This is a genomic window from Massilia sp. ZL223 (genome assembly GCF_018119395.1).
In the GTDB taxonomy this organism is placed as follows: Bacteria; Pseudomonadota; Gammaproteobacteria; order Burkholderiales; family Burkholderiaceae_D; genus Telluria.
In genome coordinates, this window is sequence record NZ_JAGPWD010000004.1 from 1 (window position 1) to 16051 (window position 16051).

General features: G+C 67.0%; 9 protein-coding genes. 4 read left to right on the forward strand and 5 right to left on the reverse strand.

The window, feature by feature from the left end; translation table 11 throughout:
• From KBW95_RS03950 to hemE, 3 genes are all read right to left on the reverse strand, one after another.
• The coding region (locus KBW95_RS03950; protein ID WP_211527547.1) for a hypothetical protein at positions 1-771 on the reverse strand (771 nt) is incomplete at its 3' end.
• A gap of 81 nt (positions 772-852) precedes the next feature.
• Positions 853-2862 (reverse strand): primosomal protein N', encoded by a 2010-nt coding sequence (locus KBW95_RS03955; protein ID WP_211527548.1) that lies wholly within the window; start codon positions 2860-2862, stop codon positions 853-855.
• A gap of 536 nt (positions 2863-3398) precedes the next feature.
• The gene (hemE, locus tag KBW95_RS03960; protein WP_211522887.1) at positions 3399-4484 is read right to left on the reverse strand and encodes a uroporphyrinogen decarboxylase; all 1086 of its coding nucleotides are present in this window, start codon (positions 4482-4484) and stop codon (positions 3399-3401) included.
• Positions 4485-4574: 90 nt separating this feature from the next.
• Here hemE and KBW95_RS03965 point away from each other — a divergent pair, with 90 nt between their 5' ends.
• From KBW95_RS03965 to KBW95_RS03980, 4 genes are all read left to right on the forward strand, one after another.
• Positions 4575-6515: a prolyl oligopeptidase family serine peptidase gene (locus KBW95_RS03965; RefSeq protein ID WP_211527549.1), complete on the forward strand. Its 1941-nt coding sequence runs from the start codon at positions 4575-4577 to the stop codon at positions 6513-6515.
• Positions 6512-10669, forward strand: coding sequence for a DEAD/DEAH box helicase (locus KBW95_RS03970; protein WP_211522889.1), 4158 nt, complete (start codon positions 6512-6514; stop codon positions 10667-10669). Before KBW95_RS03965 ends, KBW95_RS03970 begins: the two co-directional genes overlap by 4 nt.
• Positions 10670-10862: 193 nt before the next feature.
• The gene (locus tag KBW95_RS03975) at positions 10863-12758 is read left to right on the forward strand and encodes a DUF885 domain-containing protein (protein ID WP_211527550.1); all 1896 of its coding nucleotides are present in this window, start codon (positions 10863-10865) and stop codon (positions 12756-12758) included.
• Positions 12759-12972: 214 nt separating this feature from the next.
• Positions 12973-14709, forward strand: coding sequence for a PHB depolymerase family esterase (locus tag KBW95_RS03980; RefSeq protein WP_211527551.1), 1737 nt, complete (start codon positions 12973-12975; stop codon positions 14707-14709).
• Positions 14710-14786: 77 nt separating this feature from the next.
• Here the strand turns inward: KBW95_RS03980 and tatC are convergent, their stop codons facing one another.
• A complete protein-coding gene (tatC, locus tag KBW95_RS03985) occupies positions 14787-15542 on the reverse strand; it encodes a twin-arginine translocase subunit TatC (protein WP_211522892.1) in 756 nt (251 codons plus the stop codon).
• Positions 15542-16051 (reverse strand): Sec-independent protein translocase protein TatB, encoded by a 510-nt coding sequence (tatB, locus tag KBW95_RS03990; protein WP_211527552.1) that lies wholly within the window; start codon positions 16049-16051, stop codon positions 15542-15544. Before tatB ends, tatC begins: the two co-directional genes overlap by 1 nt.

Genomic DNA, 16051 nt, shown 5'->3' on the forward strand with positions numbered 1-16051 from the left:
CGCGGGCCGCCCGGGGGGGGGCGTCCGGCGGGGCGGGGGGGGGGGGGGTTGGCCCCCCCCCCCCTTCTCGATACTGCCGGTGACCGGCTTGCTTTTGCGGTCGCGCAGCGTTTCGCCGCTGACCACGCCGATCATGGCGTATTCGCGCGACTCGGCCTTCCGCAATTCCATGCGCGGCACGGCGGGCAGGAAGCGCAGGACGATGTCGCCGCCGAGGGCATGGGCGCGCGCCAGTTCCGGATAGCGCATCTCGGAGGCGATGGTCGACATCACGCCCATCATGTAGTTGCAGTAGGCCATGCGCTCCGGGCGCCAGGTATTCACCTCGGCCACGAAGCGGTCGGGGTCGTCGGCTGCGTCCTTGCCGACCACGCAGTCCGTGGGCCTGACCACACGGCCTCTCGCCCCCCACCACAGCGCGGCAGCGATATCCGGCCCGTTGGCGGGATCGGCAAAACCGGCGGCCAGGCGCTCCGCCCCTTCCGGCATCCCTGCCGTGTGCGCTTGCGTGTAGAAATCGACGGCGCGCATCCAATCGCGGCGCAGGCAGACGCCGTGCTCGAACATGGTCCCGGCCAACAGCGCCACTTCGCGGTGGTTTTCTTTCAGCCCATCCTTGAGCCGTTCCACCGCACCGCTGCAGTCGCGCGACTGGATGCGGTGGGTGATGCCGGCCACGGCGTTCTCGCCCGGCGTGGCCGCCGCCGCCGGCAGGGACAGCAGAAGCAGGCCGGCGGCACAGGCGGCAAGGCGGGCGGTACGGAAAGGCATGGCGGCTCCGGGTGACGTTTTTCCAAACCGGCCACTCTAGCAGTTCGACCGCGCCAGATTCTCACCGATCGCAACAAAGGCTCAAATATCGAGCGGATCGACCTCGAGCGACCACTTGACGCGCGATTTCATGGCGCGCAGCAGTTCCACCCATTCGCGCAGGAAGGCCTGCAGCGCGGGGCGCGAGCTCGATTCCACCAGCAGCTGGGCGCGGTCGACGTTGTGGACCCGCGTCATGGTCATCGGAATCGGGTCGTTGATCAGGATGGTCTCGGACGGCAGGCAGTCGCGCGCCTGTTCCAGGAAAGCGATGGCGGTGGCCAGCTCGCGCGCCTCGGCGCGCAGCAACGCCTGGTACATGAAGGGCGGCAGGCCGGCTTCGCGGCGTTCCGCCAGCTGGCCGCCGGCGAAGCGCTCGTAGTCGTGGCGCACCAGCGCGCCGTACAGCGGATGGCTGGCGTAGCGGGTCTGCACCAGCACGTCGGACTGCGCGCCGCCGGCGCGGCCGGCCCGTCCCGCCACCTGCATCAGCTGGGCGAACAGGCGCTCGGCCGCGCGGTAGTCCTGCGAGAACAGCGCGGTGTCCGGGTTGAGGATGCCGACCAGGGTCAGGTTTTTAAAATCGTGGCCCTTGGCGACCATCTGGGTGCCGATCAGGATATCCACCTCGCCGCGGTGCACGGTGTCGAAGGCTTCCTGGGCGCTGCCCTTGCGGCGCGTGGAATCGGCGTCGATGCGCAGCACGCGCGCCTCGGGGAACATGGCCTGCAGGCCCTCCTCGATGCGCTGGGTGCCGCGCCCCAGCGGCTGCAGGTCGACGTTGCCGCAGGTGGGGCAATGGCGCGGGATGCGCAGCTCCAGGCTGCAGTGGTGGCAGCGCAGCCGGTGCTCCAGCTTGTGCAGCACCATGAAGGAGGTGCAGCGGGTGCAGTTGCTGATCCAGCCGCAGGCGTCGCAGGAAATCACGGGCGCATAGCCGCGCCGGTTCAGGAACAGCAGCGACTGCTCGCCACGCTCCAGGCGCGAGCGCAGCGCCGCCAGCAGGTCGCCGGTCAGGCCGTCGCGCGGGCGGTCGCGCTCCATGTCGACCAGGCGCACGCGCGGCAGCACGGCGTCGCGCACGGCGCGCTCGCGCAGCTCCAGCCTTTTGTAGCGGCCCGACTGCGCGTGGTGCCAGGTTTCCAGCGAAGGCGTGGCCGAACCCAGCACGATGGGGATATCCAGCTGGCGCGCGCGCCACACGGCCAGGTCGCGCGCCGAATAGCGCAGGCCTTCCTGCTGCTTGTAGGAGGGGTCGTGCTCCTCATCGATCACGATCAGCTTGAGATTCGGCAGCGAGGCCAGGATCGCCAGCCGGGTGCCGAGCACGATGCGCGCATGGCCCTGGTGCGCGGCCAGCCAGTGCAGCATGCGCTCGCCTTCCGACAGGCTGCTGTGCAGGGTGGCCAGCATGGCGCCGGGGAAGCGCGCGCGGATATTCCCTTCCAGCTGGGGCGTCAGGTTGATCTCGGGGACCATGATCAGGATCTGGGCCTGCGGGTCGCGCGCCAGCACCTGGGCGCAGGCCTGCAGATAGACCTCGGTCTTGCCGCTGCCCGTCACGCCCCACAGCAGCAGCGGCGCAAAACCCTGCGCCTGGCCGATCGCGGCGGCGGCTTCCTGCTGGGCCGGATTCAGCACCGGCATGTTGGCGGCGGCGACATCCTGGACGATATCGAGCTTGGCCATTTTTTTCAGCGCGCGGTCCAGCGCGACGGTCTTGGGCACGCGCAGGTTCTTGGGCAGGCCAGGCAGGGCCACTTCGCCGACCGGGCGCTGGTAGTAGTCGGCGGCGAAGCGCGCCAGGGCGATCCAGCGCTCCGGCAAGGGCGAGAGCTGGCTGCGCACGGCCAGCGCATCCTTGAGCTTTTCCGGCGGCACATCGGTCTCGTGCTTGACGCCCACGATCAGGCCGACCACCTCGCGCCGGGCGAAGGGGACCAGCACAAGCTGGCCGACCGCCGGCGCCTCGCCCGACTGGGAAACCCAGCGGTAATCGAAGCTGCTGTTGAGCGGCGTGTCGAGCACGACTTCAAGGATGCATTCTGGCAAGTGAGGCCCTGTGCAAAACTGTGGAAAACTTTGTGAATAGCGTGGGGCTTGACCCCGCTAAAGGTTTACGTTAAATCAAGCCAAAACTGAAAATTCTTCTAGTCAATTCTATTTTTCTTATTGTTTTCAATTACTTACATTGAGACGCACAGACCTGTTAACAAGCTGGGCTGGAATGGCGTTGTTGTGCATAAGTAGGGATGTCCTCGTGGAAAACTCGCTGCATTGCATCAAAATCTTCACGCGTTACTTGAAGTTCGGCGCTAAGTCACGGTAAACGAAGCACTTTTCCCCACATTTCCAGCTCCTGTGAATAACTTTGTGAACAATGGCCCAAAATGTGCCGAATTCCTTGGGACAAGCTTGTGGTTGGGAGGGAACGACACCGGCTGTTCATGCAAAAAACGCTTATAAATCATCGTTTTACGCTTGCCCAGACGGTGCCGAGATGTCCACAGGAATTTTTGCCCGGTTTTACGAAGTTGTGAACAAGTGAGACTTTGCACCAGGATACCGGGCAGGTATCCCTGAATAAGTCAAGCTGCGGCGCGTTGGCGGCGGCTGAAGCTGTGAACAGCCTCGACCATGGCGCTGACGGATTCCGGCGGCGTGAACTGCGAAATGCCATGGCCCAGGTTGAACACGTGGCCGTGGCCGGCCGCAGGCTTGCCATAGGCGCTGAGGGAGCGCTCCACCTCGGCGCGGATCTGTTCCGGTTCGGCGAACAGGATGGCCGGATCCAGGTTGCCCTGCAGCGCCACGCGGTCGCCCACCAGGGCGCGCGCACGGCCCAGGTTCACGGTCCAGTCCAGGCCCAGCGCGTCGGCGCCGATGCCGGCCATCTCGTCAAGCCACAGGCCGCCGCCCTTGGTGAACACGATCGCCGGGATGCGCACGCCGTCCTTCTCGCGCTGCAGCTGGGACAGCACCTGCTGCATGTAGCGCAGCGAGAACTCCTGGTAGGCGCCGTCGGCCAGCGCGCCACCCCAGGAATCGAAGATCATCACGGCCTGGGCGCCGGCGTCGATCTGGGCGTTCAGGTACTGGGCCACCGCGCGTGCGTTCACGTCCAGGATGCGGTGCATCAGGTCCGGGCGCGAATACAGCATCTTCTTAATGGTGTGGAATTCGCGCGAGCCGCCGCCTTCGACCATGTAGCAGGCCAGGGTCCAGGGGCTGCCGGAGAAGCCGATCAGCGGCACGCGGCCATTGAGGGCGGTGCGGATCTGGGTCACGGCCTTGAAGACGTAGTCGAGCGAGGCCATGTCGGGCACTTCCAGCGCCATCACCTGCTCTTCGCTGCGCAGCGGGCGCTCGAACTTGGGACCCTCGCCATCGGCGAAGTACAGGCCCAGGCCCATCGCATCCGGCACCGTCAGGATGTCCGAGAACAGGATCGAGGCGTCCAGCGGATAGCGGTCGATCGGCTGCAGGGTCACTTCGGTGGCGAAATCCGGATTCTTGGCCAGGCCCAGGAAGGAACCCGCCTGCTGCCGCGTGGCGCGGTATTCCGGCAGGTAGCGGCCGGCCTGGCGCATCAGCCATACCGGGGTGTAATCGGTCGGCTGGCGCAGCAGCGCACGCAGGAAGGTGTCGTTCTGGAGCGGGGCAAATTGGGGCATGACGGGCAATCCGGATCGAAGGGAAACCCCTATTATCGCATCCTGCGGCGGCAACTTATAATGCCATTCCAACTATCGAAAGACACTGCCATGACAGTTGCCACCAGCAAACAACCCGCGCCCTGCGGCGCCTGGACCTCGCCGATCACGGCGGCAGTCGTCGCCGCCGGCGCCACCCCGCTGTCCCAGCTGGCCGTGGATGGCGGCAGCGTCTACTGGCTGGAAGGCCGCGCCAGCGAAGCCGGGCGCTCGACCCTGATGGGCGGGCAAGGCACGGCCAGGGCCGAGCTCACCCCCCTGCCCTTCAATGTGCGCAGCCGCGTGCACGAGTACGGCGGCGGCGCCTATGCGGTGGCCGGCGGCCAGGTGTTCTTCTCGCACCATGGCGACAACCGGCTCTACCGCGTGGGCGCGGATGGCCAGCCTGTCGCCGTCACCGCCGAGGGCGAGCGCCGCTACGCCGACTTCGTGATCGACGCCCCGCGCCAGCGCCTGGTCGGCATCCGCGAAGACCACTCCTCCGGCGCGCAGTATCCCGACAACACGGTGTGCGCGATCGGCTTCGACGGCAGCGAAACCGTGCTGGTGGACGGCAACGACTTCTATGCCGCGCCGCGCCTGTCGCCCGACGGCGCCCATCTGGCCTGGCTGTGCTGGGACCATCCGCGCATGCCCTGGGAAGGCACCGAGCTGTGGCTGGCCGACGTGGCCGCCGACGGCAGCCTGGTGAACGGCCGCCTGATCGCGGGCGGCGCGCAGGAATCGATCTGCCAGCCGGAATGGTCGCCGGACGGCGTGCTGCACTTCGTCTCCGACCGCAGCGGCTGGTGGAACCTGTACCGCTACGAGCACGGCGTGGTGCACCCGCTGTGTCCGCGCGAAGCGGAATTCGGCGGCCCGCAATGGACTTTCGGCGGCTCGCTGTACGGCTTCTCTTCGCCGGACGAGATCGTGTGCACCTATATCGAGGCGGGCGTGAGCCGCCTGGCGCGCCTGGCGCTGCGCGGCGGCGAACTCTCGCCCATCGCCACGCCCTACCAGGAGATCCGCGAGCTGCGCGTCGAGGGCTCCCTGGTGGCGCTGCTGGGCGGCGCGCCCACGATCGCGCTGGAACTGGCCTGCATCGACCTGTCCACCAATCAGTGCACGGTGCTGGCGCGCTCCATCGAGCGCCTGCCGGAGGGGGTCTATTTGTCGGTCCCGCAGGCCGTCAGCTACCCCAGCGCGGGCGGGCGCACTTCCCATGCCTTCCATTACCCGCCCTGCAATGCGCATTACGCGCCGCTGGCGGGCGAGCTGCCGCCCCTGATCGTGATCGGGCACGGCGGCCCGACCGGCATGGCCGCTTCCACCCTCAAGCTGGCCATCCAGTTCTGGACCAGCCGCGGCTTCGCGGTGCTGGACGTGAACTACGGCGGCAGCACCGGCTTCGGCCGCGCCTACCGCGACCTGCTCAAGGGCCAGTGGGGCGTGGTCGACGTCGAGGACTGCGTGGCCGGCGCGCGCCACCTGGCGGAGCAAGGCCTGGTCGACCCGCAGCGCCTGCTGATCCGCGGCAGCAGCGCGGGCGGCCTGACGGTGCTCAGCGCCCTCGCCTTCCACGACGTGTTCAAGGCCGGCGCCTGCTACTACGGCGTGTCCGACCTCAAGGGCCTGGACGCGGACTCGCACAAGTTCGAGTCGCACTACAACCAGTACCTGATCGCCCCGCCGGAGCGCGCGGACACCGTGTATCGCGAGCGCTCGCCGATCCACCACACCGACAAGCTGCGCCACCCGATGATCTTCTTCCAGGGCCTGGACGACAAGGTGGTGCCGCCGCAGCAGTCGGAAAGCATGGTCGAAGCGCTGCGCGCGCGCCGCCTGCCGGTGGCCTACCTGACCCTGGAGGGCGAAGGCCACGGCTTCAGGAAGGCCGAGAGCGTGATCTGCACCCTGGAAGCGGAGCTGTATTTCTACCTGAGCGTGTTCGGCGTGCCCATCCCCGCCGGCCTGCAGCCGGTGGCGATCGAGAATCTTGGAGACGCATGAACGCAGCTGACCTGAACGAACGCCTGGCCGCCTGTAGCGCCGAACAGTTCCTGATCCTGGTGCTGCTGGCGCTCGCCGGCGAGCCGATGGGACGGCAACGCGTCCTCGAGCACATGACGGCGATGGGCGTCAAACTCCCCACGGGGCAGTGGGCAGCCGAACTGGCCCACCTGCGCGAGCTTGGCCTGGTCGCGGACGTGACCGGCCGCGGCTTCGTCATCGCGCCCGAGGCGTCCTGGCCCGTGCTGGACCGTGCGCTCGACGACGGCGCCTTCGACTTCGCGGTCGCCGCCTATGCCCAGGTGACGCCGATACGCAGCGACTGGCAGGGAAACCTCATGCTGCGCAGCTACCGCCAGGGCCTGGCCCTGCTGCGTATCGCCCTCCTCAACGGCGAGGGCAGCGAGACCGTGTCCGGGATCCTGGACGCCTGCCTGCGCTGCCACGAGGCTAACTACCTGCACCCGCTGGTCGAGGTCTGCGCCCGCCCCGTCTTCCATCCCGAAATCATCGGGCGCCTCCACCGCGGCGTGCGCGACAACGTGCTGGCGGTGCTGGTCATGCACTGCCAGCGCGAACCGCTGGCCGCGCCGGCTATCCGCGCGGCGGCCGAGCGCCAGGCGGCCGACGGCGAGCCCTCGGTCGCCCTGCGCCTGGCGCTGGCCGAACATTTCATCCTGTGCGGGCGGCTGGACGATGCGCTTGCCTTGCTGATCGAGGTGGCGGATTCGCCCGCCATGTTCCTGCGCAGCGTGATCGCGATTCTGCGCGACGACCTCGACGCCGGCCTGGCCGGCATCGAGCAGGCGATCAAGCTGCTGCGCCGCGAAACCGGCAAGCGCAAAGCCTTCTTCGAAGGAATCGGCGCGCACCTTGCGCTCGCGGCCCTGTTACGGAGCAAGCAGCCTGCTTCCATCAAATTGACGGAAGCGTGGTTCGACACCGTCATACGCAGCGTGCAGCGCCCGGAAAATTCGGTGAACAACCAGCTCGCGTTGCTGCGCTCGATCCGGTGCGGCACGGTCGATGCCGAAGTACTGGCTTCGCGCAACTGGGAACTGATGCTGGAGCCCTTCATGTTCCGCGCGCTGCTACATTACTGGCTCGGGCTGCCGCAGCTGGCTGGCAAGCGCACCCAACTCGAAGAAATGCTGGAGCAGTCCGAACGCGCCGGCTTCGATTTCATCTCGGCCCAGCTGGCGGGGCTCCTGGGCCAGCTGGGCTATGTCGGCCACGAGCAGCGCGCCAGCGAACTGCGCCGCCGGCACCGCTTCGGCGACATGGCGCTCTGGTTCGAGCGCGAAGAAGCCTGGGAGCGCCAGCTCAACGCCCTGATCAACCTGCAGCCGGCCGTCAACGCCGAAGTGGTCCGCGAGTCGCGCCTGGTGTGGATGATCCGCTACGACCCGACCCTGGGCGTGCAGGAGATCGAACCCCGCGAGCAAAAGCGCGACGCGCAAGGCGGCTGGACCCGCGGCCGTGCGGTCGGTCTCAAGCGCCTGGCCGAGGAAGGCGCCGTGCTGGACTTCCTGAGCGCCCAGGACCTGCAAGCAGTGCAGGCGATTGCCGGCCGGCGCTACTACGGCAGCAGCAGCGTGCGTTTCGAATTCGAGCGCGGCAAAGCGCTCGCCGCCCTGGTCGGCCATCCCTTGCTGTTCTGGATGGATTCGCCCGGCACGCGCGTGGAATTGCTGCCGGGAGAACCTGAGCTGCGGGTCAAGGCCCAGGGCGGCACCGTGCTGATCACGCTGCAGCCATCGCTGGAAGACCAGGACGGCGACGTGGTCGTCACGCGCGAGACGTCTACCCGCCTGCGCCTGGTGCACATCAAGGAAGAACACCGCCGCATCGCCGCCATCCTCGGCGAAGCGGGCCTGGAAGTACCGCTGGCGGCCGAGCGCCGCGTGCTGCGCGCGGTCGGCGCCATCTCGGCTATCGTCACCGTGCAGTCGGACATCGGCGCCAGCGCCAGCGACATCGAGCAGGTCGCGGCCGATCCGCGCCTGCACGTGCTCCTGCGTCCCTACCAGCAGGGCATGCGCATGCAGGTGCTGGTACGCCCGCTGCCGGACGCCGGCGCCTATTACGCGCCGGGCGAAGGCGCGGAAAACGTGATCGCCGACGTGGCCGGCGTGCGCACGGAAGCGAAGCGCAACCTGAACGCGGAGCGCGAAGCCGAGCGCCAGCTGGTTGGCGCCTGCCAGGCGCTGGAACAGGCGGAACTGGACCACGGCGAATGGCTGCTGGGCCAGCCCTTGCTGTGCCTGGAGCTGGTCGACCAGCTGCGCACCCTCGATCCCGCGAGCGTGGTGGTGGCCTGGCCGGAAGGCGAGAAGTTCCGCGTTTCCAAAAAGGCCACGACCAAATCCGTGCGCATCCAGATCCGGCGCGACCGCGACTGGTTTGCGGCCAGCGGCGAAGTGGTGATCGACGAGCAGCGCGTGATGGACTTGCGCGCCCTGCTGGAGCGCCTGCGCGAAGACGGCAGCCGCTTCGTGGCCCTGGGCGACAACGAATACCTGGCCCTGAGCGACGAGCTGCACCGGCGCCTGACGGAATTGTTCTCGTACGGCGAGATGCACGGCGACGGCGTGCGCCTGCATGCGCTCGCCAGCTTCTCGCTGGAAGAACTGGCGCGCGAAGCGGGCCGCGCCGACACCGACGGGGCCTGGCGCGCCCACCTGGCACGCATCGCCGAGACCGAGGCCTACACGCCCCCCCTTCCCTCCACCCTGCAGGCCGAGCTGCGCGACTACCAGCGCGAGGGCTTCGAATGGCTGGGGCGCCTGGCCCACTGGGGCGTGGGCGCCTGCCTGGCCGACGACATGGGCCTGGGCAAGACCCTGCAGGCCCTGGCCTTGCTGCTGACGCGCGCGCCCAACGGCCCGGCCCTGGTGGTGGCCCCGACCTCGGTCTGCCTGAACTGGATCGCCGAGGCCCAGCGCTTCGCGCCGACCCTGAACCTGAAGCTGTTCGGCCCCGGCGACCGCAAGGCGATGGTGGAGGAAGCCGGCCCCTTCGACGTGATCGTCGGCAGCTACGGCCTGCTGCAGCTGGAAGCGCCGCTGTTCACCGGGCGCCGCTGGCACAGCATCGTGCTGGACGAGGCGCAGGCGGTGAAGAACATGCACACCAAGCGCTCGCAGGCGGTGATGGCGCTGCAGGGCGACTTCCGCATGGCGGCCACCGGCACGCCGCTGGAAAACCACCTGGGCGAGCTGTGGAACCTGTTCCGCTTCATCAATCCGGGCCTGCTGGGCAGCGCCGACCAGTTCCAGCTGCGCTTCGCCGGCCCCATCGAAAAAGCGCAGGATAAACGCGCCGAGGCCGGAGCCCGCGCGCGCCTGCGCAGGCTGACCGCGCCCTTCATCCTGCGCCGCACCAAGGCGCAGGTGCTGACCGAGCTGCCGCCGCGCACCGAGATCGTGCTGCCGGTGGAGCTGACCGCGGAAGAAAGCTCGCTGTACGAATCGCTGCGCCGCGAAGCGCTCGACACCCTGGCTGCGCTGGAAGCGCCCGAGAGCCAGAAGTCGATCGCGATCCTGGCCGAGATGATGCGGCTGCGGCGCGCGGTCTGCAATCCGGAGCTGGTGGCGCCGGGCGCGGGCATCGCCAGCAGCAAGCTGGCCGCGTTTGCGCGCCTGACGGACGACCTGCTGGAGAACCGCCACAAGGTGCTGGTGTTCAGCCAGTTCGTCGACCACCTGACCCTGATCCGCCAGTACCTGGACAAGAAGGGCATCCCCTACCAGTACCTGGACGGCTCCACCCCGATCCAGGAGCGCAAGCGCCGCGTCGACGCCTTCCAGGCCGGCGAGGGCGAGCTGTTCCTGATCAGCCTGAAGGCGGGCGGGGTCGGCATCAACCTGACGGCGGCGGACTACGTGATCCATATGGACCCGTGGTGGAATCCGGCGGTGGAAGACCAGGCCTCGGACCGCGCCCACCGCATGGGACAGCAGCGGCCGGTGACGATCTACCGCCTGGTGGCGCGCGGCACCATCGAGGAAGGCATCGTGGAGCTGCACCACCACAAGCGCGACCTGGCCGACAGCCTGCTCGAAGGGACCGAGATGGCGGCGCGCATGTCGCCGCAGGACATGCTCGAGATGCTGCGGACAGGGCTCGGCGCTGCCGGGAACGCTGCGTCGTAGGGTTGGCGGCTCCGCCGCCGACCCTACGTTATCATCCGGCGTTTTGCCGAAGAGTTAACACTTCCCTCCACGACAACGTGTCGTAATGTTTCAGCCGCCCGCAAGCGACCGGAATGGTGCTACTCTTCACGCGCCCCCGCACAGCAGTATGCGCCGGGCGCCCCGCTTTTTTTCTGTTACAGGGCCGAATACGATGATGAAAACGAAAATCGCGCTGGCAGTGCTGCTGGCGAGTTTCGCACTGGCGCCGGCCAGCGCCAAGACCACCAAGCCTGCCAAGGGCAAGGCGAAAACCTCGAAAGTAGTCAAGGCGAAAAGCACCGACAAGCGCAAGAAGGCGCCGGTGAAGAAAGCCGCCGTCGCTACGGCGGCCACCGCTGCTGCTACTGCTGCCGCCCCGGCCACGCAAGCTTCCGCCTTCCGCCTCGACCGCCGCATGGACACGCTGAGCATGCAGTTCCTGACCGCGCAGTGGCGCATGGATCCGGAAGGCGGCATCTACGCCGGCAAGTTCGACCAGGCCGCCAACCTGACCATTCCCGATGCCGCCACCCGCGCCAGGAAAGTGGCCTTCGCCGAGGAATGGCTGGAAAAATTCGGCAAGCTCGATCCGAAGCAGCTCTCGCCGCGCCACCGCACCGACCTGGCTCTCCTGGTCAACAAGCTGGAAAAGGACCGCTGGAACCTGACCACCTGGCGCGAGTTCGAGTGGAACCCCTCGCTGTACAACGTGGCCCAGCCGCTCGACCTGATCCTCACCACCGAATACGCGGCCAAGCCGCAGCGCCTGCGCACCATCCTCAGGCGCCTGGCCAACGTGCCGGCCTTCTACCAGGCCGCCCAGGCCTCGATCACCAAGCCGACCATCGAGCACACCCAGCTTGCCATCACCCAGGCGCCGGGCACCATCGCGGTGCTGGCCGACCTGGGCAAGGCGGCCCAGGAATCGACCCTCACCCCGCAGGAGAAAGCGATCTTCGCCCAGCGCATCGCCAACGCCGGCACCGCGGTGCTGGGCTATGTCGATTTCCTCACCCAGCTGGACAAGAACCTGAATGCAGCCAAGGACGCGCGTCCCTTCCGCATCGGGAAGGACTTGTACGAGCAGAAGTTCGCGCTCGAGATCCAGTCGGCCAGCAGCGCCGAGCAGACCTACCGCAAGGCCCTGGCCACGCGCGAAGAGCTGCTCACCCGCATGAACGCGATCTCGGACGAGCTGTGGCCGCGCTACATGGCGGGCGTGAACAAGCCGCAGGACCGCTTCCAGAAGATCGGCATGATGATCGACAAGCTCTCCGCCCGCCACGTCGCGCGCGAGAACTTCTTCCCCGAGATCCGCCGCCAGATCCCGCTGCTGCAGGACTGGGTGATCAAGAACGACCTGCTGACCCTGGACCCGGACAAGCCGCTCGAAGTGCGCGAGACCCCGATGTACCAGCGCGGCGTGGCCGGCGCCAGCATCGACGCGCCCGGCCCCTACCGTCCGAAGGACAAGACGTATTACAACGTCACGCCGATGGACAACCTGACGCCGGAACAGGCCGAGAGCAGCCTGCGCGAGTACAACGAGTGGATCCTGCAGATCCTGAATATCCACGAGGCGATTCCAGGCCACTACGCGCAGCTGGTCCACGCCAACAAGTCGCCTTCCCTGATCAAGTCGCTGTTCGGTAACGGCGCCATGGTCGAGGGCTGGGCCGTGTACGGCGAGCGCATGATGCTGGAATCGGGCTACGGCGGCAACGCGCCCGAGATGTGGCTGATGTACTCGAAGTGGAACCTGCGCAGCGTGACCAACACCATCCTCGACTACAGCGTCCACGTGCTGGGCATGCAGCAGAACGAGGCGATCGACCTGCTGACCCGCCAGGCCTTCCAGACCCGCCAGGAAGCCGACGAGAAGTGGCGCCGCGCGACCCTGACCTCGGTGCAGCTGACCAGCTACTACAGCGGCTACGAGCAGATCGTGGAACTGCGCGAGCGCCGCAAGCAGCAGCTGGGCGAACGCTTCAACCTGAAGGAGTTCCACGATCAGTTCCTCAGCTACGGCAACGCCCCGGTCAAGATGATCGCGGAGCTGATGCAGTAAACCTCCTGTGCAAATGCGCACAAGCGGCGTGCCTGCGCGCCCAGCTTGTGCGCATTACTCCGGTTGCATAATGCCTGCGGACTCAGATCCACAACAATGACAACCGGAGACATTCGAATGACCCTCATTTCTTCGCCGCCGTCCTAGCGCTGCGGGCCGCCAGTCTTTTCCTGTTTGTCATCCCCGCAGTCTCACGCAATGAACGGAGGCTTCAATGGCATTACGCATGAATCGGGCGGCGGCAGCCGCCTGCCTGGCTTTATTCGCATCCTGGACGCCTGCCCAGGCCCAGGTCCAGGCCGGACCGGGAAGCTGGAGCGCCAACCAGACCTGGGCCACCGACACCGCCAACGGCGGCGCCCTGACCGGCTACTACTACTGGCCGGCCACCCAGCCCGTCCTGGACGGCAAGCGCGCGCTGGTGCTGGTGCTGCACGGCTGCGCCCAGACCGCCGCCGGCGACGTCATCGACGGAACCAGCGACAAGGGCTACAACTGGAAGGCCGCGGCCGACCAGTATGGCGCCGTGATCCTGGCGCCCAACGCCACCGGCAACCTGTACGGCGCCCACTGCTGGGACTGGGCGAATACGAACCGCAGCCGCGGCTACGGCCACAACGCCGTGCTGCTCGACCTGGTCAACCGCTTCGTCAGCAATCCCCAGTACGCGATCGATCCCAAGCAGGTGTATGTCGCCGGCCTGTCCTCGGGCGGCGCCCAGACCATGGTGCTGGGCTGCGTGGCGCCCGACATCTTCGCCGGGATCGGCATCAATGCCGGGCCGCCGCCGGGCGTGACGACCTCGCAGATCTCGATGGTGCCGTCGGGGTACACGGCCAGCACGGCGGCCAACAACTGCAAGAACATGTCGGGTTCCTATGCACCCAGCTTCACGAGCCAGGTCGCCAGTGTGATCTGGGGTACCAGCGACTACACGGTGGCCCAGGGCTACGGTCCGCTGGATGCGGCCGCGATGCGCCTGGTCTACGGTGGCAGCTTTACCAAGGGCGCGACGAGCACGGTGCCGACCGGCGGCACGAACACGCCCTACACGGATGCGAACGGCAAAGTACGCACTTCGGAGATCTCGGTCAGCGGCATGGGCCACGCCTGGCCGGCCGGCAGCGGTGGCCAGAACAGCAACTACGTCAATGCGACCACGGTGAACTATCCGTCCTTCGTGATGGATTTCTGGTTCAAGAATAACCTGCGCGTGGCGCGCGCGGCGCCGCCGACCATGAGCTCGTGCAGCGCCAGCGTGTCGGGATCGACGGTGACGGTGAACGGCGCCGCCACGGTGGCCGGCGGCTCGATCGCCAGCTACCGGGTGGTGCTGAACGGGGCGACGCCGGTGGACGATGCGGCCGCAGGCAGCGGGGCCAGCTTCAGCAAGGCGTACAGCGCGCGCGCCGATGGCTATTACACGGGCAGCGTGACGGCGACCTCCAGTACCGGCCAGGTGTCGGCGGCCTGCGCCATTCCGCAGTTCCTGGTCGGTACGGCGCCGGCCTTGCTGCCGCCTGCCGGCCTGGCGGTCGGGGCGCGTACGGCGAACAGCATCGCCTTGTCGTGGAACGCGGCAAGCGGGGCGACGGGATACAACGTTTACCGGAATGGGGCGAAGCTGAATGCGTCTGCGCTGACCTCGACGAGCTATACCGATACAGGGCTGGCGGCGTCGACCAGCTACAGCTATCAGGTGTCGGCGTTGGGCAATGGCGTGGAAAGCGCGCTGTCTTCAGCGGTAACGGGGACGACCACGTCGGGCTTCGTGTGCACGGCGACGACGGCCAGCAACTATGCGCACGTGACGGCCGGACGGGCGCACAACAGCGGCGGCTACGCGCTGGCGAACGGGTCGAATCAGAATATGGGGCTGAACAATACGTTCTATACGACGACCTTGGCGCAGACGTCGGCGGGGTATTACGTCATCGGGAATTGCCCGTAACGTCTATTACCAACCCGCTGCTTTAAAACGTCATCCCCGCCTGCGCGGGGATGACGTTGATATGCTTTGAGGTAGGTTTAGGCCGTCTCTTCCGGCGCCCGCGTCGCCCTGACAAACACCGGCGCCAGCAGCAGCCCCAGTTCGTAGAGCAAACACATCGGAATCGCCAGCGCCAGCTGGCTGACCACGTCCGGCGGCGTCACGATGGCGGCGATCACGAACGCGCCCACGATCACGTAGGAGCGGATTTCGCGCAGCTTCTGCAGGCTGACCATGTTCATGCGCACCAGGATCACCACCACCACCGGCACCTCGAAGGTGACCCCGAAAGCCAGGCACATCGACATCACGAAGTCCAGGTAGTTCTCGATGTCCGGCGTCACCGCGATCGACTGCGGCGCGAACTCGCCGATGAAGTGGAACACGCGGCCGAACACGAAGAAGTAGCAGAACGCCACGCCGGCGATGAACAGCAGCGAGGACGAGATCACCAGCGGCAGTACCAGGCGCTTTTCGTGGGCATACAGGCCGGGCGCGATGAACGCCCAGGCCTGGTAGAACACCCAGGGCAGCGACAGGATGAAGGCCAGCAGCAGGGTGACCTTCATCGGCACCAGGAAGGGCGAAATCACGCCGGTGGCGATCATCTTCGACCCCACCGGCAGCGAGGCGATCATCGGGGCGGCGAGGAGGTCGTAGATCTGCGAAGGACCCGGCCACAGCATCAGCGCCGCGCACACGAGCGCAATCCCGATCGACGCCTTGACCAGGCGGTCACGCAGCTCGACCAGGTGGGAGATGAAGGTTTCTTCGCCGGCGGCTTGCTCAGTCATCAGAAGAAGGAAGTATTGGATTTGGCGCCATACGGGGAGCCGGCCGGGCGGAACTTGCGTACCCGTGCGGCGCCCGACATCACATGGCGCTTGGTGCCATGGCGGTTCTTGTACCAGGCCGGCACGCTGGAGGTGCGCACCAGCTTCTTGCGGCGGAAGTCGCGCGCCTTGCGCTCGATGTCCTGCGGCGTGGCCGGCACGTTGATGCCGCTGTCATGGGCCGCGCGTCCGTCCCACAGCGCCTCGACCTCGTCGACGTGGCTGTGGACCGTGTGCTCGACCTCGTCCTTGAACGATTGCGCGCTCTCCTGCACTTCCTTGTGCAGGTTGCGCAGTTCGTCCAGCTCGATCTCGCGGCTGACTTCGGACTTCACGTCGTGCAGGTAGCGCTGGGCGCGCCCGTACAGGGTGCCGGCCATGCGCGCCACCTTCGGCAGCTTTTCAGGGCCGATCACGATCAGCGCGACAACGCCGATGATCGCGAGTTTGGACAGTCCGAGATCGATCAT